Below are 22,699 nucleotides of genomic sequence, written 5' to 3'. Positions count from 1 at the left end.
GCCTAAGTGCCGTCACCTGTTTCACGTGAAACGGTCACGGTCCCCGGCGTCGCCGGGCGAGCGGTCACCGCACCCGGCCGCTGAGCCAGGGAGTCAGGGCGATCATCGGGACGTACTCCTTGTGCGTCCGGTCGCCGGGCAGCGGCACGATCAGGAAGTAGCCGGGCAGAAAGCGGCGGGCCTTGACGTAGGCCAGGCCGTCGAAGAGGGAGCGGAGGAAGGCGGGCACGTCGTCGCGGGGGATGTCCGGGCACTCGACGCCCTCGACATCGATCAGCGCGTCGTCCTCCGGATACAGCCGCACGCCCACCCGGGGCAGGCCGCCGAACTCGACGAGCGCCTCGTGGGGGAGCGAGCCGTCCGGGTCGGTGACGACGCCGACGCCGGCGGCCGTACGGCGCGAGGTCTGGTCGGCTCCGATGTCATGGCTGACCCGGATCTCGCGTCCGTATGTCTCCGCGAGCTCCTTCAGCACGGTCACGGCGGCTTCTGTGGTCGGCAAGTGGTCCATACCACTGATCATGCCGCAGGATCGTCGGGGAACCGCAGGTAGCGGGGCGGCACCGCCTGGGTCAGCCACACGCCGTTCGCGCTCACCCGGAAGACATGACCGTTCCGGTGCATGGCCCCCGCCTCCACGGTGAGCACCACCGGGCGACCCCTGCGGGCCCCCACCCGCGTGGCGGTCTCGGTGTCGGCGGACAGGTGCACGTCGTGCCGGGCCATGGGCCGCAGGCCCTCCGCCCGGATCGCCGCCAGATGGCGGGCCACCGTGCCGTGGTAGAGGAGCCGCGGAGGGGTGGCCGGCGGCAGCCCGAGGTCGACCTCGATGCTGTGGCCCTGATGGGCCCGGATGCGGTTGCCCTCGACGGTGAAGCGCCGCTTGTCGTTGACGGCGACCACATGGTCCAGCTCCTCCCGGGTGAACCGGAAGCCATGGGCGGCCGCCGCGGCGATCAGCGCGTCGATCTCCACCCAGCCGCCCTCGTCGGGCACCAGCCCGATCCGTTCCGGGTGGTGGCGCAGGTGCTTGGCGATGTACTTGGCGATGTACTTGGCGATGTACTTGGACACCCGCACGGTGCGTCTCTCGTCCATCCCCTCAGCTTGCCGGGAGAGACGCACATCACGCGATTGATGTCGCCCGAGAGGTTTGATCCACAGTCAACTCGGTTTATCCACAGGTGATTTGGGCTTCCCTGTGGACAGCCCTCGCAGTCCAGTCGCGCGCTCTCCGGGGGACTCAGTCACACCGGCGGCCTCACCCGCGCCACCCTGCGCAGCACCCCCGGTGCCCATCGCTTCAGCGCATGGGCCACCCGGGCCTCGGCGGTCACCGGGACCACCGCCTGATTGCGCACCACCGCCCGCAGGATCGCGTCCGCGACCTTCTCCGGCGGGTAGTTGCGCAGCCCGTACAGGCGGGCCGCCCGCCTCCGCAGCCGCCGCTGCTCCTCGGCGTCCGCGCCCGCGAAGCGCGCCGTGGAGGTGATGGCCGTGTTGACGAAGCCGGGGCAGATCGCCGTCACGCCGATGCCCCGCCCGGCGAGCTCCGCGCGCAGGCTCTCGCTGAGCATCAGCACCCCCGCCTTGGAGGTGCCGTACGCAGGCAGGGCCCGGGTCGGCAGGAAGGCCGCCGCCGAGGCGACGTTGACGATGTGGCCGCCCTGCCCGCGCTCCGCCATCCGCCGGCCGAACAGCCGGCAGCCATGGATCACCCCCCACAGATTGACGTCGAGGACCTGCTTCCAGTCCTCCGGGGTGGTGTCGAAGAAGGAGCCGCCGAGTCCGATGCCGGCGTTGTTGACCAGGACGTCCACCACCCCGTACTCCGCAGTGACCCGGTCCGCGAGCTTCTCCATGACCTGCTCGTCGGACACGTCCGCCGGCTCCGCCCAGGCCGCCGGGGCACCGGCCCGGCGGGCGTCCTCGGCGGTGCGGGCGGCGGAGTCCGGGTCGCGGTCGACGGCCACCACCCGCGCGCCCGCCCTCGCGAACGCCAGCGCCGTCGCCCGCCCGATGCCGCTCCCGGCGCCGGTGACCAGCACCAGCTGCCCGCCGAAGCGGTCGGCGTACCGGCCCTGTGCCGCCACCCGGGTCCGGCCGGCCTCCACCGAGGTGATGAAGTCGGTGATCCACACCGCCAGCTGGTCGGGGCGGGTGCGCGGTATCCAGTGCCGGGCCGGCAGCGTCCGCCGGGTCAGCTGCGGCACCCACTGCTCCAGCCCGTCGTAGAGCCGCTCGGACAGGAACGCGTCGTCCAGCGGCGTGATCAGCTGCACCGGCGCATGCGCATACGCGTCGGGCCGCGGCCTGCGCAGCCGGGCGCGGACGTTGTCCCGGTAGAGCCACGCCCCGTGGGCCGCGTCGGACGGCAGCGACGAGGTCGGGTAGCCGCCGCCGGGGGCCTTCTCCATCCGCGCCAGGATGCGCGGCCAGGCCTTCCCCAGCGGCCCCCGCCAGGCCAGTTCGGGCAGCACCGGGGTGTGCAGCGCGTACACGTACCAGGACTTGGCGCCCTGGCCGAGCAGCTGCCCGACCCGACGTGGGGTGGGGCGCCTCAGGCGCCGGTCGATCCAGTGGCCGAAGTGGTCGAGGGACGGCCCGGACATGGAGGTGAAGGAGGCGATCCGGCCCTTGGTGCGCGCCACCGTGGTGAACTCCCAGCCCTGCACCGAACCCCAGTCGTGCCCCACCAGGTGCACCGGCCGGTCCGGGCTGACCGCTTCGGCGACGGCCAGGAAGTCGTCGGTGAGCTTCTCCAGGGTGAACCCTCCGCGCAGCGGACGCGGTGCCGTGGACCGGCCGTGCCCCCTGACGTCGTACGCCACCACGTGGAAGCGCTCGGCGAGACGCGGCGCCAGCTCGGACCACACCTCCTTGCTGTCGGGGTAGCCGTGCACCAGCACCACCGTCGGCCGTCCGGGCTCGCCCAGCTCGGCCACGCACAGCTCGACCCCGCCCGTACGCACCCGGCGCTCCCGCGCACCGGCCAGGCTGCTCTCCGCTGTCCCCGCCGTCCCTGCCATCCCCGCCCTCCCCGCCATCCCCGGCCCCCTTCGCCACGCGTCCGCAACGCGGTGTGAGCGGACGCGACTGCCGCGAATCTGGCAGTAGTTGGACAAGACGTCAACAGCGCCCCCTGCAGGCACGTACGACTCCCCTACGGGAACGTACGACTCCAGATGGACCCCAAGACGGCTCTCCGGTCTGACGACCGGGGTGGTACGGGTCACTACCGTCGAGGACGTGACTGTGATCGCGACCGAAAGCCTGAGCAAGCGGTACCCGAGGGTGACCGCTCTTGACCGGCTCTCCGTGGACATCGGGCCCGGTGTGACCGGACTCGTCGGAGCCAATGGAGCCGGCAAGTCCACTCTGATCAAGATTCTCCTTGGTCTCTCCCCCGCCACCGAGGGCCGTGCCGCAGTGCTCGGACTCGACGTCGCCACCAAGGGCGCCGCCATCCGGGAGCGGGTCGGCTACATGCCGGAGCACGACTGCCTGCCGCCGGACGTGTCGGCGACCGAGTTCGTCGTCCACATGGCCCGCATGTCGGGGCTGCCGCCCACCGCCGCCCGCGAACGCACCGCGGACACGCTGCGCCACGTCGGCCTGTACGAGGAGCGCTACCGCCCCATCGGCGGCTACTCCACCGGCATGAAGCAGCGCGTGAAGCTGGCTCAGGCCCTGGTGCACGACCCGCAGCTGGTTTTCCTGGACGAGCCGACCAACGGCCTCGACCCGGTCGGCCGCGACGAGATGCTGGGCCTGATCCGCCGGATCCACACCGACTTCGGCATCTCGGTCCTGGTCACCTCCCACCTGCTGGGCGAGCTCGAGCGCACCTGCGACCACGTCGTCGTCATCGACGGCGGCAAGCTGCTGCGCTCCAGCTCCACCACCGACTTCACCCAGACCACCACCACCCTCGCGATCGAGGTCACCGACACCGACGAGCACCCGGACGGCACCCGCGCGGTGCGCGAGGCGCTCCAGGCGCGCGGGGTGAGCGTCGAGGACGGCAGCGGACTGCCGGGTGCCGGACACATCCTGCTGCTCACCGCGCAGGGCGAGGAGACCTACGACCTGGTCCGCGACGTGATCGCCGACCTGGGCCTCGGCCTGGTGCGCATGGAGCAGCGCCGGCACCACATCGCCGAGGTCTTCACCACCAGCGACGAGCAGCGGAAGGAGGCGGTCGGCCATGGCGGCTGAGCAGTCCCTGCGGACACCCGCCACCCCTGCGGGTGACACCCGTATCCACAACATCGGCTACCGCTCCTACGACGGACCCCGTCTCGGCCGCGCCTACGCCCGCCGCTCGCTGTACTCGCAGTCGCTGCGCGGCGCCTACGGCCTCGGCCGCTCGGTGAAGTCCAAGGTGCTGCCGATGCTGCTGTTCGTGGTGATGTGCGTGCCGGCCGCGATCATGGTGGCCGTCGCCGTGGCCACCAAGGCCAAGGACCTGCCCGTCGACTACACCGAGTACGCGATCATCATGCAGGCCGTGATCAGCCTGTACGTCGCCTCGCAGGCACCGGTGGCCGTCTCGCGCGACCTGCGCTTCAAGACCGTCCCGCTGTACTTCTCGCGGCCGATCGAGACCGCCGACTATGTGCTCGCCAAGTTCGCCGCGCTGGCCTCGGCCCTGTTCGCCCTCACGGCCGCACCCCTGCTGGTGCTGTATCTGGGCGCGCTGCTCGCCAAGCTCGACTTCACCGACCAGACCAAGGGATTCGCTCAGGGAATCGTCTCCGTGGCACTGCTCTCGCTGCTTCTCGCCGGCATCGGCCTGGTCATCGCCGCCGTCACCCCGCGGCGCGGCTTCGGCATCGCGGCCGTAATCGCGGTCCTGACCATCTCCTACGGCGCGGTCTCCACGCTCCAGGCGATCGCGGACGCCCAGGGCAGCGACGGCTCCATCGCCTGGATCGGCCTGTTCTCGCCGATCACCCTCATCGACGGGGTGCAGACCGCCTTCCTCGGGGCCACGTCCACCTTCCCCGGCGGGGTCGGCCCGGACAGCACCGAGGGCGTGGTCTACGTCCTGTTCACCCTCGGTCTGATCGCCGCGTGCTACGGACTCCTCGTGCGCCGCTACAAGAAGGTGGGCCTGTGACCACGCTCTCCATCGACCACGTCTCCCGCTGGTTCGGCAACGTGGTCGCCGTCAACGACATCACCATGACCATCGGCCCCGGCGTGACCGGCCTGCTCGGCCCCAACGGCGCCGGGAAGTCCACCCTCATCAACATGATGGCGGGCTTCCTCGCCCCCTCCACCGGCACCGTCACCCTCGACGGACAGCAGGTGTGGCGCAACGAGGCCATCTACCAGCACATCGGCATCGTCCCCGAGCGCGAGGCGATGTACGACTTCCTCACCGGCCGCGAGTTCGTCCTCGCCAACGCCGAGCTGCACGGCCTGGGCGCCAAGGCGGCGCAGAAGGCGCTCGCCACGGTCGAGATGGAGTACGCCCAGGACCGCAAGATCGCCACGTACTCCAAGGGCATGCGCCAGCGCGTGAAGATGGCCTCGGCGCTGGTCCACGAGCCCTCGCTGCTGCTGCTCGACGAGCCGTTCAACGGCATGGACCCGCGCCAGCGCATGCAGCTGATGGACCTGCTGCGGCGCATGGGCGACGAGGGCCGCACGGTGCTGTTCTCCTCCCACATCCTCGAGGAGGTCGAGCAGCTCGCCCGGCACATCGAGGTGGTGGTGGCCGGCCGGCACGCGGCCAGCGGCGACTTCCGCAAGATCCGCCGTCTGATGACCGACCGTCCGCACCGCTACCTGGTGCGCTCCAGCGACGACCGCGCCCTGGCCGCGGCGCTGATCGCCGACCCGTCCACCTCCGGCATCGAGGTCGACCAGGCGGAGGGCGCGCTGCTCATCCAGGCCGTGGACTTCGGCCGCTTCACGGCGCTGCTGCCGAGGGTGGCCCGCGACCACGGCATCCGGCTGCTCACCGTCTCGCCGTCGGACGAGTCGCTCGAGTCCGTCTTCTCGTATCTCGTCGCGGCGTAGGAGGCCGAAGATGTACGACCCCACAGTCGCCCGGCTCACCTACCGGGCCCTGCTCGGCCGCCGCCGGGCCCTCATCCTGGGCGCGCTGCCCCTGCTGCTCCTGCTGATCGCGTTCGCGGTGCGGGGCCTGGCCGGAGCCGACGACCAGACCGCGGCCGACCTGCTGGGCGGGCTGGCGCTCGCCACCATGGTGCCGCTCATCGGTGTCATCGCCGGCACCGGTGCGATCGGCCCGGAGATCGACGACGGCTCGGTGGTGTATCTGCTGTCCAAGCCGGTCAAACGGCCCACGATCATCTTCACCAAGCTGATCGTCGCCATCGCCGTGACCATGGTCTTCTCTGCGGTGCCCACCCTGATCGCGGGCTTCGTCCTCAACGGCAACGGGCAGCAGATCGCGGTCGCCTACACCGTGGCGGCGCTGGTCGCCTCCATCGCCTACGCCGCTCTGTTCCTGCTGCTCGGCACGGTCTCCCGGCACGCGGTGGTGTTCGGTCTGGTGTACGCGCTGGTGTGGGAGGCGCTGTTCGGCTCCCTGGTGCCCGGCGCCCGCACGCTGAGCGTCCAGCAATGGTCGCTGGCCGTGGCGCAGAAGGTCGCCGGGGGCGATCTGATCACCTCCGACGTGGGCCTGACCACCGCGACGGTGCTGCTGGCCGCGGTCACCGTGCTGGCGACCTGGTTCGCCGGCCAGAAGCTGCGCACCCTGACCCTCGCCGGGGAGGAGTGACCCGGGACTGCGTCAGTACCGCGCCGGGGCGCCGCCGATCACGGTGACGCCCCGGCGCGGTTCCGTCGGCCCTGCGGCGCGGTTTCCGTGGATTTATTCGGTGGCGTCCGGCACGGCCGGCCGGGCAGAGTGGTTCTTGTCCAGCGCCGGTGAGGATCCGGCGCCCCCGCACTGGGAGAGGAGCGGGACGATGTCCATGCACGGCAGTACGTCCTGCTCCCGTCAGGGCAGCCCGCGGCGGACTCCGGAGTAGTCCCTACCGCTCCGTCGAGACCGCACCCCACGGGAGCTGCCCGGGGCGGCCGCTTCGAGCACGCGAGTCGCACCTCGCGTGGGCCGCCCACCCGGAGGATTGGCCGAGTGGCAAGGCACTGGCCCTGCGCTGCGCTCCACCAGAGGCAGGCCACGGTCGGGCTGAAGAGCCCGCGCACGTTCGATCCGTGCATCCTCCGCCGATGAACGAGCCGACCGCCGATGACCGGGCCGACCGCCGATGATCCGAGCGGCGCCGCTGATCGCGGGCGGTACCGCTGACCCCGGCCGGTTGAGCGATTCCGGCCGGGGTCAGCGGTACCGGCTGGTTCAGCGTTCCTTGCCGGTTCAGCCCAGCAACTGCTCCAGCACGACGGCCACGCCGTCCTCGTCGTTGGACGACGTCACCTGATCGGCCACCGCGCGCAGTTCCGCATGGGCGTTGGCCATCGCCACACCGTGTCCGGCCCAGGCGAACATCGGGATGTCGTTCGGCATGTCCCCGAAGGCGATCGTCTCCGGGGCCTTCACCCCGAGCCGGCGCGCCGCCAGCGACAGCCCCGTGGCCTTGGACAGGCCCAGCGGCAGCAGCTCCACGATGCCCTCGCCCGCAAGCGTCACGGTGACGAACCCGCCCGCGGTCCGCTCGGCCGCCTCGGCCAGCTCGTCGTCGCTCAGCGTCGGGTGCTGGATGTAGAGCTTGTTCAGCGGCGCGGACCACAGGTCCGAGGCGTCCGTGAACGGGGTCGCGGGCAGCCCGCCCACCACCTCGTAACCGGGCCCGACCAGCACCTCGCCGTCCAGCCCGTCCCGGCTCGCCGCCAGATGCAGCGGGCCGACCTCCGCCTCGATCTTGGCCAGGGCCACCCCGGCGAGCTGCCGGTCCAGGGTGACCGAGGTCAGCAGGCGCCGGGCCCCGGCGTCGTACACCTGGGCGCCCTGACCGCAGACGGCGAGGCCCTGATAGCCGAGGTCGTCGAGGACGGGGCGGGTCCAGGGGACCGCGCGGCCGGTGACGACGATGTGCGCCGCGCCCGCCGCCGCTGCCGCGGCGAGCGCGTCACGGGTGCGCCGGGTCACCGATCCGTCGGAGCCGAGCAGCGTTCCGTCGAGGTCAGTGGCGACCAGCCGGTACGGGAACGGCGACGGAGCGCTGCTCACTTGGCGACCGGTTCCAGCAGCTCCCGCCCGCCCAGGTAGGGACGCAGCACCTCGGGCACCCGTACGGAGCCGTCGGGCTGCTGGTGGTTCTCCAGGATCGCCACGATGGTGCGCGGCACGGCGCACAGGGTGCCGTTGAGCGTGGCCAGCGGCCGCACGGTCTTGCCGTCCCGCATGCGGATCTGCAGGCGGCGCGACTGGAACTCGGTGCAGTCGGAGGTGGAGGTCAGCTCGCGGTACTTGCCCTGCGTCGGGATCCACGCCTCGCAGTCGTACTTGCGGGCGGCCGAGGAGCCCAGGTCGCCCGAGGCGACGTCGATCACGCGGAACGGCAGCTCGAGCGAGGTCAGCCACTGCTTCTCCCACTCCAGCAGCCGCCGGTGCTCCTCCTGCGACTCCTCGGGAGCGACGAAGGAGAACATCTCGACCTTGTCGAACTGGTGCACCCGGAAGATGCCGCGGGTGTCCTTGCCGTGCGAGCCGGCCTCGCGGCGGAAGCACGGGGAGAAGCCGGCGTAGCGCAGCGGCAGCCGGTCGGCGTCGATGATCTCGTCCATGTGGTACGCGGCGAGCGGTACCTCGGAGGTGCCGACCAGGTAGAGGTCGTCCTTGTCGAGGTGGTAGACGTCCTGCGCCGCCTGGCCGAGGAAGCCGGTGCCGGCCATCGACCGGGGGCGGACCAGCGCCGGGGTCAGCATCGGCGTGAAGCCGGCCGCGGTGGCCTGCGCGATGGCCGCGTTCACCAGCGCCAGCTCCAGCAGGGCGCCCACGCCGGTGAGGAAGTAGAAGCGGGAACCGGAGACCTTGGCGCCGCGCTCGACGTCGATGGCGCCGAGGATCTGGCCGAGCTCCAGATGGTCCTTGGGCTCGAAGCCCTCGGCGGCGAAGTCACGGATGGTGCCGTGCGTCTCCAGGGTGACGAAGTCGTCCTCGCCGCCGACGGGCACGTCGGGGTGGACGATGTTGCTCAGCTTGAGCAGCAGCTCCTGCGTCTCCTGGGCCGCGGCGTCACGGTCGGCGTCGGCCGCCTTGACGTCGGCCTTGAGCTGCTCCGCCTTCCTCAGCAGCTCGGCCTTCTCGTCGCCGGTCGCCTTGGGGATGAGCTTGCCGAGCGCCTTCTGCTCGGCGCGCAGCTCGTCGAAGCGGACGCCGGACGACCTGCGCCTCTCGTCGGCAGACAGGAGGGCGTCGACGAGCGCGACGTCCTCTCCACGGGCGCGCTGAGAAGCGCGCACACGGTCGGGGTCCTCACGAAGCAGGCGAAGGTCAATCACGGCTCAAGGCTACCGGTGCGGACCGACGGCTCTCGACTCACTATTGCCGCGGCACCGATTACATCCCGTTATGAGCGAAATGCGCACTGTGGTCCGTGGGGTCAAGGAAATGGCGGCGCCGCCCGGAAAGGGTAAGTGCGAGTATGCGGGTTGACCGGAATTCCTTGGCCGTGAGGGCACTGGGCGGCCGGTTGTCCACAGGTCCGGGGGTGATCCGGAAAGTTATCCACAGGGTGTGGGGAAGAACTGTGGACGTCGGAATTGATCACTCCGAATCCCTTGATCGAACGCGAGGATTCCCTGGACAAAGGCCCTTTACCCCCACTTTCGAGTGGAAAGGAGTAGCTCCAAAGGGTTGACCAAGGGAAAAGGCTGGACGAAGGGTGATCTGCGGGATGGTGAGCGTGATCGTGCCCCAAAGGGTGATTTGTCGACCGAAGGTACCTTCGGTGTCGACTTGTCCCCAGGTCGAGAAGCGGACCTGTGGATAACTCCTGTGGACAACCCAAAATCAGCAGGTAGCACCGCTCGGAGCCGCCGCGCGGGGCCCGGTTCCGCACCCCGTCGGTCTGGCTCAGAGGGTCAGAACCTGCCGTCCTGGCACCGCGCCACCCAGTCCGCCGCCGCGGCGAACTCCTCGTCCGAGGTCCCCGGCAGCAGCGGGCGCACCTCCTCGGGGCGCACATCCGCCCGCGGGTACGAGCCGAGGAAGCGCACCTGCAGGCAGATCCGCTTCAGCCCCATCAGCGCCTCGGCCACCCTGCGGTCCGAGATATGGCCCTCGGCGTCGATGCAGAAGCAGTAGTTGCCGATGCCCGCGCCCGTCGGCCGGGACTGCAGCAGCATCAGGTTGATGCCGCGGGTGGCGAACTCGCCCAGCAGATCACGCAGGCCGCCGGGATGGTCGTCGCGCTGCCACAGCACCACGGAGGTCTTGTCGGCACCGGTCCGCGCCGCAGGCCGGGCCGGCCTGCCGACCAGCACGAACCGGGTCTGCGCGTTCTCCGCGTCGTGGATGTTGGTCTCCAGGGCCTCCAGGCCATAGCGGGAGGCGGCGAACTCACCGGCGAAGGCCGCGTCGTAACGGCCCTCCTGCACCAGCCGGGCACCGTCCGCGTTGGAGGCGGCGGACTCCCAGACGGCGTCCGGGAGATTGGCCTTCAGCCAGTTGCGGACCTGCGGCTGGGCGGCCGGGTGGGCCGTCACCGTCTTGATGTCCGACAGCTTGGTGCCGGGCCGCACGAGCAGCGCGAAGGCGATCGACAGCAGCACCTCGCGGTAGATCATCAGCGGGGCGCCGGCGACCAGCTCGTCGAGCGTGGTGGTGATGCCGCCCTCGACGGAGTTCTCGATCGGCACGAACGCCGCCTCCGCCTCACCGGCGCGCACCGCGTCCAGCGCGGACTGCACGGACACATAGGGGACCAGCTCCCGGGTGGCGGCCTCGGGAAGCGTGCGCAGGGCGACCTCGGTGAAGGTGCCTTCGGGACCGAGATAGGCATAGCTCGCGGGCATGACCTCACCCTAATGGGCCCACGCCCGTGACGGCTCGACATGACCTCTCCGGGGTGACAGACAGGCGCTTCAGCCCTCCAGCAGGCGCTGCCCCACGTACTCTCCCTCCGCCGCGCCGCCCGGCACCGCGAACAGCCCGCTCGCCTCATGCCGGATGTACGGCGACAGCGCGTCCCCGCGGTCCAGCTTGCGCTGGACCGGCACGAAACCGCGCAGCGGATCGGCCTGCCAGCAGATGAACAGCAGCCCCGCGTCCGGCACCCCGTCCGCGTCGATCCCGTCGTGATACGAGAACGGGCGCCGGAGCATTGCCGCCCCGCCGTTCTGGTCGGGCCGGGTGATCCGGGCGTGGGCGTTGTAGGGGACGACGAGATTGCCCTCGGCGTCCGTCTTCTCCAGGTCCATCTCCGAGGTCTCGGTTCCACCGGAGAGCGGGGCGCCGTCGGACTTGCGGCGCCCGATGACGTTCTCCTGCTCCTTGAGCGACAGCTTCTCCCAGTCATCGAGCAGCATGCGGATCCGGCGCACGACCGCGTAGGAGCCGTTCGCCATCCAGGCGGGCTCGCCGTCCTCCGGGACGAAGATCCGCTTCTCGAAGTCGGGGTCGGAGGGCTTGGGGTTGCGGGTGCCGTCGATCTGGCCCATCAGATTGCGGGCGGTCATGGGGTGGGCGGTGGCACCCGGAGTGCGGTTGAAGCCGTTCATCTGCCAGCGCACCCGGGCGGCCGAGCCCGCGTCCTTCTGGATCGCGCGCAGGGCGTGGAAGGCGACCAGCGCGTCATCGGCGCCGATCTGCACCCACAGGTCGCCGTTGCTGCGCGCCTTGTCGAGGTGATCGGAGGAGAACTCCGGCAGCGGGTCCAGGGCTGCCGGGCGCTGCTTCTCCAGCCCGGTGCGGCCGAAGAAGCTGTGCCCGAAACCGAAGGTCACGGTCAGCCCGGAGGGACCGGCGTCACGGGCCACATCCGTGTCGCCGTGCGCCGCCGGCTCCCCGGCCATCAGCCGCCGGGCCGTGTCCGACCAGCGGCGCATCAGCGCGGCGGCCTCCTTGCGGCCGGCGCCCGGCGCCAGGTCGAAGGCGATCAGATGGCCACGGGCCTGGAGTCCTTCGGTGATGCCGGGCTGGTGTTTCACGTGAAACGGCACCCGGCGCTCTCCCACCGACGACAGCGGGGTCGACGCCCCGGCCGGTGCGGAGGTGTATCCCACGGCACCGCCCGCCGCGCCGAACACAAGGCCCGTCGCCCCGGCGGTGCCCAGCAGCCGGCGCCGCGAGATCCCATGACCCGCGGCCTGCGTGGCGGTGCCCTCCTCGGGGGCGTCCGGAGCCGTCTGGGAAGTGGACTGGTCAGCCATGGCGGTTCAGCCGATCTGCGTGTTCTTGGAGACGGTCACCTGGTCGATGTCGGAGGTCCGCACGGTCGCCTCGATCTTCCAGTCGCCGGCCATGGGGATCTGCACCCCGCTCGCGGACCAGTGTCCGGTGGAGAGGTGATCGGGGACGACCGGCAGCGGCCCGATGTCCTTGGCCTCCAGGGTGAAGGCGATCTTCACCTCGGGGATGTCGTAGGGCTTGCCGTCGGGACGCTCCACATAGACGTGCACGGCGTTGCTGCCCACCTGCGCCGGGTCCAGGTCGATGGTCACCACGCCCTTGCCGTCCTTGCCGCCCGTGTCGAACGGCATGTTCAGCGTGACCGCGCCGGACCCCTGACCGGAGGCGGCGGACGACGAGGAGGCGGCTGAGGTCGCGGCCGCGGCTTCCTGCACGGTGCGCCCCGGCTCGGTCTGCGTCAGAACGGTGGTCACGGCGAGCAGGACGAGGGCGACTCCCGCCTCCGCGAGCACGGAGCGACGCAGACCGGAGCGGTTGGGGTCGGCGTCCCGCAGCCGCTTCTGCCGGGCCGCCTCCATCGCGGCCCGCTGCCGGGCGAGCTGCGCGGCCCGCACGGAGGCGGCATCGCTGCCCGCCTTTCCGGCGGGCGCGGCGTTCTTCCGGGCGTTGCCCTCGGCGGCAGAGCTGCTGCCCGCGTCGGCTTCGCTCGCGGAGTCGTCGCCCGCACCGGCCTCACCCGAGGAGCTCGTGCCATCGCCGGCCTCCCCGGACGTGCCCTTGTTCTCGCCGGCCTTACCCGCACCGGCTCCGGCGGTACCGCCCTCGACCGCACTGCCCCTGGCCGCACCCTTGCCCGTGCCGCCCCCCTTCGCCACAGCGCCCGCGGGCTCCTTGGCCTCATCGGTCTCCTCGGCCTCCTCCCGCCGGGCCGGGGCGGGCCGGGTCTCCGCCAGCCGGGCCGTCCACGTCCGTGAGACATAGGCGATCCCGACGAGCACCGCCACCAGGCTGATCTTCGCCAGCAGCAGCTGCCCGTACCGCGTGTCGGTGAACGCCGACCAGGACCCGAGCTGACGCCAGCTCTGGTAGATCCCGGTGACGGCCAGGACGATCACGCTGCCGAAGGCCAGCCGGGAGAAGCGCCGGACCGCGTCCCGGCCGACCGGGGTCTCGGCCGGCGCCCGGTAGAGCGCCACGAGCAGGGCGGTGAGCCCGCCGAGCCAGGCGGCGACGGCCAGCAGATGGATCACGTCGACCGGCATGGCGATGCCCGGCTGGAGCCCGGTGGAGGCGTGCTCGGACAGCGCCCAGCTCGCCGCGAGACCGGCCGCCACCACCGTGCCGCCGATCGCCAGACCGAAGGCCAGATCCCGCTTCTCCTCGTCCTCCCGCTTGTCGTACGCGCCGAAGAGCACCGCGATGAACAGCGCCGCCGCCGCGAGCAGCAGCAGCCGGGACACCAGTGCCGCACCCGTCTTGGTCTGCAGTACCTCACCGAGCAGCGACAGGTCGAAGACGTCCTCGACCTTCCCGGAGCCGGTGTAGGAGCCGCGCAGGAGCAGCAGCGCCAGGGTGGCCGAGGTCAGCGCCAGCCAGCCGGCGACCACCAGCCGTTGCAGCGCCCGCACGCCGGACCCGCGCGGCCAGCAGGCGAGCACGAAGGCGGCAGCACCGACGAGCACCACGAACCCGGCGTAGGACACATACCGTCCGGTGCCGTACAGCCAGCCGACCACGCCCTCGTCCGAGGCCTGCCCGGAGGTCGCCACGGTGGTCTCGGAGGGCGCGCCGATGGAGAAGGTGAAGGCACCGGTGACGGGGTGACTGTCCGCCGACACCACCTGGTAGGTCACGGTGTAGGTGCCGTCGGGCAGCCCGCTGAGCAGGCGCACCGAGTAGGTGGTGCCGTCCGGGTCGGACAGGTCGCCCCGGTCGACGCGCTTGCCCTTGGGGTCGAGGACCCGCACGGCGTCGTCGCTGACCGCGATCGGCTCGGAGAAGGTGAGCGAGACCCTGGTGGGGGCCTTGTCGACCACCGCCCCCTGCCGGGGATCGCTGCCGGTCAGCGCGGCGTGCGCGGAGGCGGGTGCGGCACCGGCCAGGAGTGTGCCGGCGACGGCCAGCAGCAGCGGGACCAGGGTCCGGAGGCGGGGGGCGATGGTCTGGGTGGTCACGGGGGTGGTCTCCCTCAGTGTCCGTGCTTCGGGGTGTAGGTGGCCGGCTTCACCGGGATGTCGACCGTGACGGGCCCGGAGTGGGCGAAGCGCAGTTGGACGGTGACCTTCTGGCCCTCCTTCGGCCTGCGCTTCAGCTCCTCGAACATCAGGTGGTTGCCGCCGCTCTTCAGCACCAGCCGGCCGTGGGCCGGGATCTCGAGGCTGTCGACCTCCTGCATCGAGCCGTCGACGGTCTCGTGCACGGTGACCTGGCCGGCGATGTCGCTGCTGACCGAGGTCAGCCGGTCGTCGGCGCCGCCCTTGTTGGTGATGGTGAAGAACCCGGCCGCCATGTCCGACACCGGCTGCGGCATGTACGCACCGGTGACGGACAGCTCGGCCTTGTCCGGCGCCGCGTCCGGCCCGGAGTCCGGGCCGCCGCAGCCGGCCAGGGTGAGCGCCCCCGCGACGACCCCGGCCGTGACCGCGAGCCGCCTCACGGGTTCTCCCCCTTGATGATCTTCGGGAGGTCCTTGGCGTAGTCCTGGACGGTGGCGTCGTCGCCGTAGAAGAGGTAGCCCGCGTCGGTCTTCGGGGAGAAGGCGACGACCTGGGTGCCGTGGTCGGAGACGATCTTGCCCTTGTCGTCCTTGCGCGGCGGCTCGATGGAGATGCCCAGCGTGCGGGCGCCGGCCTGGATGGTGTCGAAGTCACCGGTGAGGCCGGTGACCTGGGGGTCGATGCCCTTGAGCCACTTGCCGAGCTCCTTCGGGGTGTCCCGCTTCGGGTCGGTGGTGACGAAGACGATCCGCAGCTTGTCCTGCTGCTCCTTGGGCAGCTGCTTCTTCGCCACCGCGATGTTGTTCATCGTCAGCGGGCACACGTCGGGGCAGTGGGTGTAGCCGAAGTAGATCAGCGTGGGCTTGCCCGCCGTCTGCTCACGGAAGTCGTAGGGCTTGCCGTTGGTGTCGGTGAGGACCAGGTCCGGCTTCTCGAACGGCTTGTCGAGAACGGTGGCCGCCTTCTTCGGGCCGGCCTCCTCGGAGACCACGGTGACGGGATCGCCGCCGCCGTCGCCGTCGTCGGTGCCGCAGGCGCTGAGGGTCAGGGTGGCGGCGGCGAGCAGGGCCGCCGCCGTGAGGGTCTTGTTGCGCATAAGAAGGTGTCCCGGAGGTGAGTGCTCCGGCGTGCACCGGGAGGACACGGGGCCGTGGCCGGTCCCGGTGCACGCCGTGGGAAGGGATGCGGGTCAGGTGGTGGTGCGCCGGCGGCCGGCCAGCACGCCGTAGGCGACACCCGCGGCACCGACCACGATGCCGACGACGCCCAGGACCCGGGCGGTGGTGTCGGTTCCGCCGCCGGACTCCTCGGAGCCCGCGTCGCTGGTCCTGGCGGCGGCGTTCTCGGTCCCGTCCTCCGCCTTGCCGGCCGAGGCGCCGTGGTGGCCGTCGTCCGAGGCCTCGGACAGGGCGAGGACCGGCGCCGGGTTCTCCGGCTCCTCCTGACCCTTCTGCGGCACCTCGATCCAGCGGACGACCTCCTTGTCGGAGTACGTCTGCAGGGCCTTGAAGACGAGCTCGTCGGCGTCCTCGGGCAGCGTGCCCATGGACACCGGGAACTTCTGGAAGAAGCCCGGCTCGATGCCCTTGCCGTCGGCGGTCCAGGTGACCTTGCTGACCACCTCGTCGATCTTCTTGCCGTGCAGCTCGAGCGGCTTGTCCAGCTTGGACTTGGTGACCTCGGCCTTCCAGCCCGGCACCGGCTGCGGCATCACCGACGCCAGCGGGTGGTCGGCGGGGAAGGTCACCTCGAGCTTGGTGGTCGAGGCGTCGTCCCGCTCGTTGGGGACCTTGAAGTCGACGACCGCGTACGAGCCCTTCGCGGCCTCGCCCTCCGGCTGCACACTCACGTGCGCGACGGCGGGGGCGGACAGGGTGAGGACGGCGGCACCGGCGACGGCGCCGGCGGCGGCGATACGGGAAGCCTTCATGGCAGAAGCACTCCGCTTCGGTTCGTGGTTTCACGGACGGTGACGCGTACGCGGACGGCACCCTCGCTCGGGCGGTCCGGGCGCACGCGGGGAACGGGGACGCACCCACGCATGCCGGGCCTCTCCTCGAGGAGGCCCGCGCCGGGCCTCTTCTCGACGAGGCCGGGGCGTCCCCTCCGCGGAACCGGAAGCGGCGCCGTGTCAGGCGGCGAGCGCGAGTGCGATGCGGCCGGCGGGCGGGCCGCGGCGGATCACCGTGTGGTGGAGTGCGGTGGTGTGCAGCGGGGGCGGCGCGAGCAGCGCGGTGCGCGGCGTCCTCGGCGCGGCTTCCGGCGCGCCGGGCAGCCCCGCACGCAGCACGCGCACCAGGGCGATCGCGGCACGCAGCGACCGCATGAGCGCGCCCTCGGTGACGCCGTGGGCGGACAGTTCGGCGAGCCGCAGCAGCGCGAGGTCGCCGTGCCGCAGCAGCCAGCCCGTGGCGAGCGCCGCCAGGACGTGCACCAGCAGCATCGGCAGGGACGGCAGCAGCGACACCGGGGCCTCCGCCGAGGACACCGTGTCCCGCAGGATGTGCCCGGCGTGCGGGTCGCCGCCCGCGGGGAGCACCCGGGCGTCGGCCAGGATCCGCCGCGCCTGCGCCGGACTGATCGCCCCCTCGTGGGGGCCGCAGGCCAGCCGCGCCGCCCGCTCGATCAGCGCCGCGTCGGAGAGCCGGGACACGCCTGCGGAACCGGCTCCGTGCTGCCCCAGCCCGAACAGCGTGTGCAGCGCCGTCTGACCGACCGCCAGCATGGCCGCCGTCCCGGGCAGCGAGCGGGGGCGCCCCGCCAGCGGCGCCGCGACCACGAGCGCCGCGAGGAATCCGGCGCTCAGCGCCCACAACGGAACGGCGGTGCAGGAGGTGATCGTGTGACCTGCCCCGGCCAGCACGACACAGACCGCGGCGAACACCGCGGCCCGCATGATCCGGAGCCCTGCTCCGGTGCGCGTCGTACGCGGGTGGGGGGCAGTCATGGCGGGCCCATCATCGCACCGGGCCCCAGGCCGCCGTACGGCAGGTCCCGAAGATGAGGTTCGACCGGAAGGTCGCCTTGGCCGCCGACCGCCCCACATACACCGATCGGCTTCACGGCACACCCGCCATATGGGCGGCATCACGTCAACTTCACGCTTACAAGTGAGCACTCAGGGCAATACGTAACGGTATGTCGAGGCGCGGCCTGGAGGCTGGAGCATGAGCATCTGGTGGTCACTCCAACTGCGGCGTGAGGCTGCCAGCGTGCCGCTCGCCCGACGCCTGCTGCTCGGCACGATGGAGACCGCGGGCGTCGACCCCGACGTTTCCTACGACCTGTCCGTCGCCCTCAGCGAGGCCTGCGCCAACGCCGTCGAGCACGGCGGCGACGGCGCCCGCGGCGCCTCCTCCGAGGCCTACCGGGTCACTGCCTATCTGGACGGCGAGAAATGCCGTATCGAGGTCGCCGACGCCGGCCCCGGCTTCCCCGCCGGGGCCGGCGCCCGTTCCCGCCTCCCTGCCCGCCCGGCCCCCGCCGACGCGGAGCACGGCCGCGGCCTCTGCCTCATCCAGGAACTCGCCGACCACGTCCACTTCGGCACCGAACCCGGCCGCGGCGGCGCGGTGGTGAGCTTCGACAAGATCCTCAAATGGCGAAAAGACGCCCCCTTGATGGCGGTGTAGCCCAGAAGGCAGGCAAGCTTGTGTGCCCGTCGCCCCGGGCAGCCGGCGTCCGTCCCGGACTCCGAGAAGAGCCTTCCGGCGCGTCGAACTCCGGTGCACCACCCTCCCCTTGACGGCAACAGGCGATGGATTTTCCCGCGACCCGGTTCCATTGTCATGCCGTGATCAACAGCACCCTCGTTTCACCAGCAAACGGCTGTGCTTCAAGATCGATGTCAGGTACGAGTAAGGAGCGCACCGCGCCTGGGGAAATCGAAGGCGGGGCCGTTCACAGTTTCGGGGCTGTTCACACACTTCTGAGACCGACCGCTGTGCCCCGCCGCCTATGACCTCTTCAGTCGCAAGAGCAAGCGCGAATCTCTGCATTCGCACCATGAAACGGGGAGAAACAAGTGAAGAAGACGCTGCTGACCACGGGTCTCGTCGGCATGCTGCTGGTCGGAGCGACCGCGCCTGCCATAGCCATCTCCGACTCCGCCTCGACGCCGCTGCCCGGCACGGGGGCGAAGGTCGAGGCCAATGCGTGGCAGTGCAACGCGTACGTGGACAAGTGCTCCTTCAAGACCTCGACCAAGGCCAAGAAGGGCAGCTCGAAGTACAAGGTCAGCAAGATCACCAACACGGCGACCGTGAAGGCCAACGGCTGGCAGGCCACCCTGTCGCTCAGCCCGAGCGGTACGAAGGTGAGTGAGAGCACTCGCCGCGTCAGCTGGACGAACAAGAACACCTGGATCTCCGACATCAGCGGTATCGCCGACCCCGGCGGCGCGCTCAACACGAGCGTCACCACCTGCTCCGACGGCGGCGCCTTCAAGTCCGGTGTCAAGGCGTTCGCCTCGGCCTGCGCCAACGACTGACCGACGATCCGATCCATCCGGCTGCGGGGTCACGCATGTGCGTGGCCCCGCTCAGCCATGAGGAACCTCATGAAGATCAATCCTCTTCAGGCCGGTACAGGACGTCGCAGCCGTGTGGTCGCAGCAGTGGCACTGGCCGCAGCCGCGGCCGCCCTGGGCGTGACCGTGTTCGGCGGCGGCTCGGTGAACCGTCCCGAGCGGCCGGGCGACGGGCTCGCCGAACAGCTCGACGCCCTGCGCGGCGCGAACGACCTGGTCCGTGCCACGACCGAGGACGTCGGGCAGGACCCCGCCCTGTACCCGACCGCGTACGGACGCATGGAGGCCACGCTCGCCGCCGGCCGCCGGTCCGCGGCTCGGGTACCCGAAGTCCGTACCGCCGCCCTGGCGGATCTCGCCCGCACGGAGGTGCTGGACACCCCGGCCTGGCGGGCGCACTACGTGTGTCTGTCGTTCACGGGCTCCGGGGGACCGCCGTCCGCGGATGCCGCGACGGTCCTGGACCGGGCCGGGATCCGGAGAAAGGCCGAGCGCGAGGCACTCGCGTATCTGCGCAAGCCGGATGAAGGGGATGACGCTCTGACGTCGCTCGCCACGCGGGCGGCCTTCCTCCAGACCCTGACGTGCCTGGGGCGCGGGGACGACGTGCCTCGCGCCGTACTGGACCGTCTCGCCACCGACACCGCTCGTGCCGACCAGCCCGTACCGGTGCTCTACGCCGTCGACGCGTTGCGGGCCGCCGGGGTCCGTGCCCGCGCCACGCGGGTTCTGCGGGACGCCGGGACGCACCTGAACGCCGACTGCGCGAAGTCCGACCCGATGCAGCGAGCCGCTCTGGCCCTGCTCAGCCAGAACTTGACGCAGCAGACGCGCTCCTGCCTGCTGCCCGCGCTGAAGGACTCCGACACCCAGACCCGCTGGGTGGCCCGGCGTGCCCTCACCAGTGCCACCGCCAAGTCGCCTGCCCCGCTGCCCGCCCCGGCGGGCAGCATCAGGGCCGACGGTCTGGTCGCCAAGTCCCCCGCTCAGCTGGGCACGCTCACCGCCACGTACAACGCCGCCCGGGCCCTGACCGCCAGCGCCCAGCAGGAACAGGCACCGGACTGGCTGAAGAAGCGACTCAAGCAGCTCGGTTCGGATCCCGAACTCGACCCGTCCGACCGTGTCCTGCTCGCCATGACGTGCCACCGGCTCTCCCTGGACTGCGGGCCGCAGGCGGAGAAGGGAGCCAAGGAGGCCGCCGAGCTGAAGGTGCCGGCCCGCCTCACCAAGGAGAACCAGCGCAGCTGGTACGGCGCCCTGGCGGCCCGTGCCGAGTTCGGACTGGGATGCCGGCGTACGTCCGTCGAGCTGCCCGAGGACAAGGGCTCCCCGCTCTCCTACCGCTCGCTGCACATCGTGACGGTGCTCGCCGACGCGGGCTGCGAGCAGCAGGCCGCCCGGCTCACCAAGGGGGTCGACCTCGTGGCTCAGGTCCGCAAGGCTCTGCGCGACAGGGATCTGCTGACAGCTTCCGACGCGGCCCAGGCGGCCCTCGTCTCCGATCAGAACATCCCGCAGTCGCTGTGGGACGAGATCCCCGGCCTGCTGAGACGCTACCGCGACGCCGAGCACGGGGCGCTGTACGCGGCGACGCCGGGCGGTCCCGCCACGGCGGATGCGACCAGAGCCGCCTACTACCTCCTCGCCTGAAGTACCCCGTCCCCACCGCAGAAGGAAGACCCCCTCGTATGAACACCGATTCTCCACCCGCCGTCCTGGCCGAAGGACTGGCCTTCAGCTATGCCTCCGGCGGCGGGCTGGCCCGTGCCGACCTCACGCTCGACGCGGGAGTGATGGCTGCCGTCGAGGGTCCTTCCGGCTCCGGCAAGAGCACCCTGCTCGCCTTGCTCGGACTCATCCTGTCGCCGGCCGAGGGCTCCCTGCACATCGCCGGCACGGACGCCGGCGCGCTGTCCCAGGCGGAGCGGGACCTTCTGCGGCAGCGATCCATCGGCATCGTGCTTCAGGACCTCGGTCTGCTGACGTTCCTCAACGCCTGGGAGAACGTCGCCGCGGCCTTCGGTCCGCGGCTCGGCCGGCACCGCACGGCCGCCCGGGACCTGCTCGGCGACCTCGGCATGGCGCAGCTCGCCGACTCCCCGGTCACCGAACTCTCTGGTGGCCAGCGGCAGCGCATCGCCGTCGCGCGGGCCGCCGTGAAGCAGCCTGTGCTCATCTTGGCCGACGAGCCGACCTCCGGCCTCGACCCCAAGACCGCGAACTCGGTCATGGACTCGCTGCGTGCCTGCGCTGAGAAGGGCGCCGCCGTGCTGCTCGTCACGCACGACTCCGCGATCGCCGGGAAGTGCGACCAGCGCTACGTCCTCGACGAGGGAGTGCTGTCGGCCGCCGGTGATCAGGCCGCAGTCGCTCCGACCGCCGACAAGGAGACCCTGCGATGAGCCGTTGGAGCCTTTACACCTGGAAGCGTGACGGGCGTTCGCTGCGCAGGGCGTTGCCGACGCTCACCGTCCTGGCGGCTCTGCTGACCACCTCGGCCGGGGTGGCGGCGGGGGCCGCCGGGGCCGTGGAGCGGGATGTGCTGGGGTCGGGCGGGCTCACCCAGATCGAGCTCTCCTCGTTCGAGGGCGACGCCTCGGTCCGTCCGCTGACCACCTCGGCGCTGCGGGACGCGGAGGGTGTGCCGGGGGTCCGTCAGGTGGTCGCCGACTACTCCTCCGTGCTGTACGCCGAGGAGGAGGGCACCTTCGACCTCACCAGTCACACCCTGACCCCCGGGGACGACCTTCCGGTCACCGAGGGTGAGATCCCCGCCGAGCTCGGGCGGGACGAGGTCGTGCTGCCGGCCACCGCGCAGGGCACCGACTTCACTCCGCTCCTCGGGCGGAGCGTGGCCTTCGGGTACACCAAGGCGACGGGTGCGTCCTCCGGCACGACCGCCGTGATCAAGCTGAGGATCGCCGCCCTGTACGACCCGAGCTGGCAGGTCGACGGACCGGGTGTGGCCTATCTCTCCGAGGAGACCGCTGCGCTGCTGGCCGCGGCACGGGCGGGGCAGGAGCCCGAGACCTTCCGCAAGAAGGAGGGCGCCCAGTCCGCCATCGTCGTGGTCGGGCACCAGAAGCAGGTGGCCGCCGCCACCAAGGCGCTGCAGGACGACGGCTTCTCGGCGTCCCCGGTGTCCGACCGGGTGCGCAATCTGCCCGGTCTGTTCGGCGCCGCGGATCTCGCGATGCGGGTCGGCGTCCTGATCATGGCGCTGGTCGCCATCGGGCTCGGTGTCGTGCGGGCGGCGGACAGCACCCGCGCGCGGATCGGTCAGTTCGCCGTGCTGCGGATCCTCGGTTCCGGACGGCCGGAGTTGCGCCGGATCCTGCTCGGCGAGGCCCTGCTCACGGGCGGTGTGGCAGGCGTGGTGGGCACGGTCGCCGGCACCGGAGTCTCCCTCGCCCTGGCCGGTCCGCTCAGCGACATGCTCGGCCTGCCGATCACCCGCGCGGACGCCCTGCCCGGGCCGGGCTGGGCCGCCGCCGCGCTGCTCCTGCCCGCGGCCGGCCTCGCCGCCGGGACGCTCTTCGGCAGCCGTGAGGTCCTCCGCCGGGATCCCTACCTCACCGCGCGGGCGCACAGCTGACAGAGGCTGTATGGAGAGCGCTCATGCGGAAGCCGTGAGTGGAAGAGGCCGGGTACCGA

21 protein-coding genes and 1 tRNA gene are annotated in these 22,699 nt (G+C 71.4%); 10 read left to right on the top strand and 12 right to left on the bottom strand.

Annotated elements, in window-relative coordinates; genetic code table 11:
- Positions 1-64: 64 nt before the first annotated feature.
- From ABD207_RS09570 to ABD207_RS09560, 3 genes are all read right to left on the bottom strand, one after another.
- A complete protein-coding gene (locus ABD207_RS09570) occupies positions 65-511 on the bottom strand; it encodes a hypothetical protein (RefSeq protein WP_344011586.1) in 447 nt (148 codons plus the stop codon).
- 8 nt (positions 512-519) lie between these two features.
- Entirely contained in the window at positions 520-1,098 is a 579-nt protein-coding gene (locus ABD207_RS09565) for an RNA 2'-phosphotransferase (protein ID WP_344011584.1), read from the bottom strand.
- 149 nt (positions 1,099-1,247) lie between these two features.
- Entirely contained in the window at positions 1,248-3,029 is a 1,782-nt protein-coding gene (locus ABD207_RS09560; RefSeq protein WP_344011582.1) for an SDR family oxidoreductase, read from the bottom strand.
- A 226-nt stretch (positions 3,030-3,255) separates the two neighbouring features.
- Here ABD207_RS09560 and ABD207_RS09555 point away from each other — a divergent pair, with 226 nt between their 5' ends.
- The 5 genes from ABD207_RS09555 (at position 3,256) to ABD207_RS09535 (ending at position 7,212) form a co-directional block, all read left to right on the top strand.
- Complete coding sequence (locus ABD207_RS09555; RefSeq protein WP_344011641.1) at positions 3,256-4,218, top strand: ABC transporter ATP-binding protein; 963 nt, start codon at positions 3,256-3,258, stop codon at positions 4,216-4,218.
- On the top strand, positions 4,208-5,122 hold the full coding sequence (locus ABD207_RS09550) for an ABC transporter permease (RefSeq protein WP_344011580.1): 915 nt from the start codon (positions 4,208-4,210) through the stop codon (positions 5,120-5,122). The genes ABD207_RS09555 and ABD207_RS09550 overlap by 11 nt, the downstream gene beginning before the upstream one ends.
- Complete coding sequence (locus ABD207_RS09545) at positions 5,119-6,030, top strand: ABC transporter ATP-binding protein (protein WP_344011579.1); 912 nt, start codon at positions 5,119-5,121, stop codon at positions 6,028-6,030. The genes ABD207_RS09550 and ABD207_RS09545 overlap by 4 nt, the downstream gene beginning before the upstream one ends.
- Before the next feature lie 10 nt (positions 6,031-6,040).
- Positions 6,041-6,760 (top strand): ABC transporter permease subunit, encoded by a 720-nt coding sequence (locus ABD207_RS09540; RefSeq protein ID WP_344004352.1) that lies wholly within the window; start codon positions 6,041-6,043, stop codon positions 6,758-6,760.
- Between the two features lie 346 nt (positions 6,761-7,106).
- Positions 7,107-7,212 (top strand) — tRNA-OTHER (locus ABD207_RS09535).
- 148 nt (positions 7,213-7,360) lie between these two features.
- Here ABD207_RS09535 and ABD207_RS09530 read toward each other — a convergent pair.
- From ABD207_RS09530 to ABD207_RS09490, 9 genes are all read right to left on the bottom strand, one after another.
- Complete coding sequence (locus tag ABD207_RS09530) at positions 7,361-8,173, bottom strand: HAD family hydrolase (RefSeq protein ID WP_344011577.1); 813 nt, start codon at positions 8,171-8,173, stop codon at positions 7,361-7,363.
- Positions 8,170-9,447, bottom strand: a complete 1,278-nt coding sequence (serS, locus tag ABD207_RS09525; protein WP_344011575.1) for a serine--tRNA ligase — start codon at positions 9,445-9,447, stop codon at positions 8,170-8,172. The genes ABD207_RS09530 and serS overlap by 4 nt, the downstream gene beginning before the upstream one ends.
- 582 nt (positions 9,448-10,029) lie before the next feature.
- A complete protein-coding gene (pheA, locus tag ABD207_RS09520) occupies positions 10,030-10,962 on the bottom strand; it encodes a prephenate dehydratase (protein WP_344004363.1) in 933 nt (310 codons plus the stop codon).
- Between the two features lie 69 nt (positions 10,963-11,031).
- Complete coding sequence (gene efeB, locus ABD207_RS09515) at positions 11,032-12,318, bottom strand: iron uptake transporter deferrochelatase/peroxidase subunit (protein WP_344011573.1); 1,287 nt, start codon at positions 12,316-12,318, stop codon at positions 11,032-11,034.
- A gap of 6 nt (positions 12,319-12,324) precedes the next feature.
- Positions 12,325-14,472 carry a copper resistance CopC/CopD family protein gene (locus ABD207_RS09510; RefSeq protein WP_344011572.1) on the bottom strand — a complete coding sequence of 716 codons (2,148 nt, stop codon included), beginning with the start codon at positions 14,470-14,472 and terminating at the stop codon, positions 12,325-12,327.
- A gap of 14 nt (positions 14,473-14,486) precedes the next feature.
- Entirely contained in the window at positions 14,487-14,954 is a 468-nt protein-coding gene (locus tag ABD207_RS09505; RefSeq protein ID WP_344011571.1) for a copper chaperone PCu(A)C, read from the bottom strand.
- Positions 14,951-15,610, bottom strand: coding sequence for an SCO family protein (locus ABD207_RS09500; protein WP_344011570.1), 660 nt, complete (start codon positions 15,608-15,610; stop codon positions 14,951-14,953). The genes ABD207_RS09505 and ABD207_RS09500 overlap by 4 nt, the downstream gene beginning before the upstream one ends.
- A gap of 93 nt (positions 15,611-15,703) precedes the next feature.
- Positions 15,704-16,444, bottom strand: coding sequence for a YcnI family copper-binding membrane protein (locus ABD207_RS09495; protein ID WP_344011568.1), 741 nt, complete (start codon positions 16,442-16,444; stop codon positions 15,704-15,706).
- Between the two features lie 201 nt (positions 16,445-16,645).
- Entirely contained in the window at positions 16,646-17,461 is an 816-nt protein-coding gene (locus tag ABD207_RS09490; protein ID WP_344011567.1) for a hypothetical protein, read from the bottom strand.
- A gap of 220 nt (positions 17,462-17,681) precedes the next feature.
- Between ABD207_RS09490 and ABD207_RS09485 the strand changes: the two genes are divergently transcribed.
- The 5 genes from ABD207_RS09485 to ABD207_RS09465 all read left to right on the top strand — a co-directional run bounded on the left by ABD207_RS09485 (position 17,682) and on the right by ABD207_RS09465 (position 22,640).
- Positions 17,682-18,146 (top strand): ATP-binding protein, encoded by a 465-nt coding sequence (locus ABD207_RS09485; protein WP_344011565.1) that lies wholly within the window; start codon positions 17,682-17,684, stop codon positions 18,144-18,146.
- A gap of 392 nt (positions 18,147-18,538) precedes the next feature.
- Complete coding sequence (locus ABD207_RS09480) at positions 18,539-19,003, top strand: hypothetical protein (protein ID WP_344011564.1); 465 nt, start codon at positions 18,539-18,541, stop codon at positions 19,001-19,003.
- Positions 19,004-19,117: 114 nt separating this feature from the next.
- A complete protein-coding gene (locus ABD207_RS09475; RefSeq protein ID WP_344011563.1) occupies positions 19,118-20,695 on the top strand; it encodes a hypothetical protein in 1,578 nt (525 codons plus the stop codon).
- A 38-nt stretch (positions 20,696-20,733) separates the two neighbouring features.
- Positions 20,734-21,447 carry an ABC transporter ATP-binding protein gene (locus ABD207_RS09470; RefSeq protein WP_344011562.1) on the top strand — a complete coding sequence of 238 codons (714 nt, stop codon included), beginning with the start codon at positions 20,734-20,736 and terminating at the stop codon, positions 21,445-21,447.
- The gene (locus tag ABD207_RS09465) at positions 21,444-22,640 is read left to right on the top strand and encodes an FtsX-like permease family protein (RefSeq protein WP_344004392.1); all 1,197 of its coding nucleotides are present in this window, start codon (positions 21,444-21,446) and stop codon (positions 22,638-22,640) included. The genes ABD207_RS09470 and ABD207_RS09465 overlap by 4 nt, the downstream gene beginning before the upstream one ends.
- The last annotated feature ends 59 nt before the right edge of the window (positions 22,641-22,699 follow it).

The organism is Streptomyces thermospinosisporus (genome assembly GCF_039526425.1).
In the GTDB taxonomy this organism is placed as follows: Bacteria; Actinomycetota; Actinomycetes; order Streptomycetales; family Streptomycetaceae; genus Streptomyces; species Streptomyces thermocarboxydovorans.
This window is presented reverse-complemented; position numbering and strand designations above follow the sequence as displayed.

Coding starts and splice junctions, on each gene's coding strand:
- pheA (WP_344004363.1), bottom strand. CDS start 10,962: ATGCCCGCGAGCTATGCCTATCTCGGTCCCGAAGGCACCTTCACCGAG.
- ABD207_RS09540 (WP_344004352.1), top strand. CDS start 6,041: ATGTACGACCCCACAGTCGCCCGGCTCACCTACCGGGCCCTGCTCGGC.
- ABD207_RS09560 (WP_344011582.1), bottom strand. CDS start 3,029: ATGGCAGGGACGGCGGGGACAGCGGAGAGCAGCCTGGCCGGTGCGCGG.
- ABD207_RS09495 (WP_344011568.1), bottom strand. CDS start 16,444: ATGAAGGCTTCCCGTATCGCCGCCGCCGGCGCCGTCGCCGGTGCCGCC.
- ABD207_RS09470 (WP_344011562.1), top strand. CDS start 20,734: ATGAACACCGATTCTCCACCCGCCGTCCTGGCCGAAGGACTGGCCTTC.
- ABD207_RS09490 (WP_344011567.1), bottom strand. CDS start 17,461: ATGACTGCCCCCCACCCGCGTACGACGCGCACCGGAGCAGGGCTCCGG.
- ABD207_RS09565 (WP_344011584.1), bottom strand. CDS start 1,098: ATGGACGAGAGACGCACCGTGCGGGTGTCCAAGTACATCGCCAAGTAC.
- ABD207_RS09500 (WP_344011570.1), bottom strand. CDS start 15,610: ATGCGCAACAAGACCCTCACGGCGGCGGCCCTGCTCGCCGCCGCCACC.
- ABD207_RS09485 (WP_344011565.1), top strand. CDS start 17,682: ATGAGCATCTGGTGGTCACTCCAACTGCGGCGTGAGGCTGCCAGCGTG.
- ABD207_RS09570 (WP_344011586.1), bottom strand. CDS start 511: ATGGACCACTTGCCGACCACAGAAGCCGCCGTGACCGTGCTGAAGGAG.
- ABD207_RS09465 (WP_344004392.1), top strand. CDS start 21,444: ATGAGCCGTTGGAGCCTTTACACCTGGAAGCGTGACGGGCGTTCGCTG.
- ABD207_RS09550 (WP_344011580.1), top strand. CDS start 4,208: ATGGCGGCTGAGCAGTCCCTGCGGACACCCGCCACCCCTGCGGGTGAC.
- efeB (WP_344011573.1), bottom strand. CDS start 12,318: ATGGCTGACCAGTCCACTTCCCAGACGGCTCCGGACGCCCCCGAGGAG.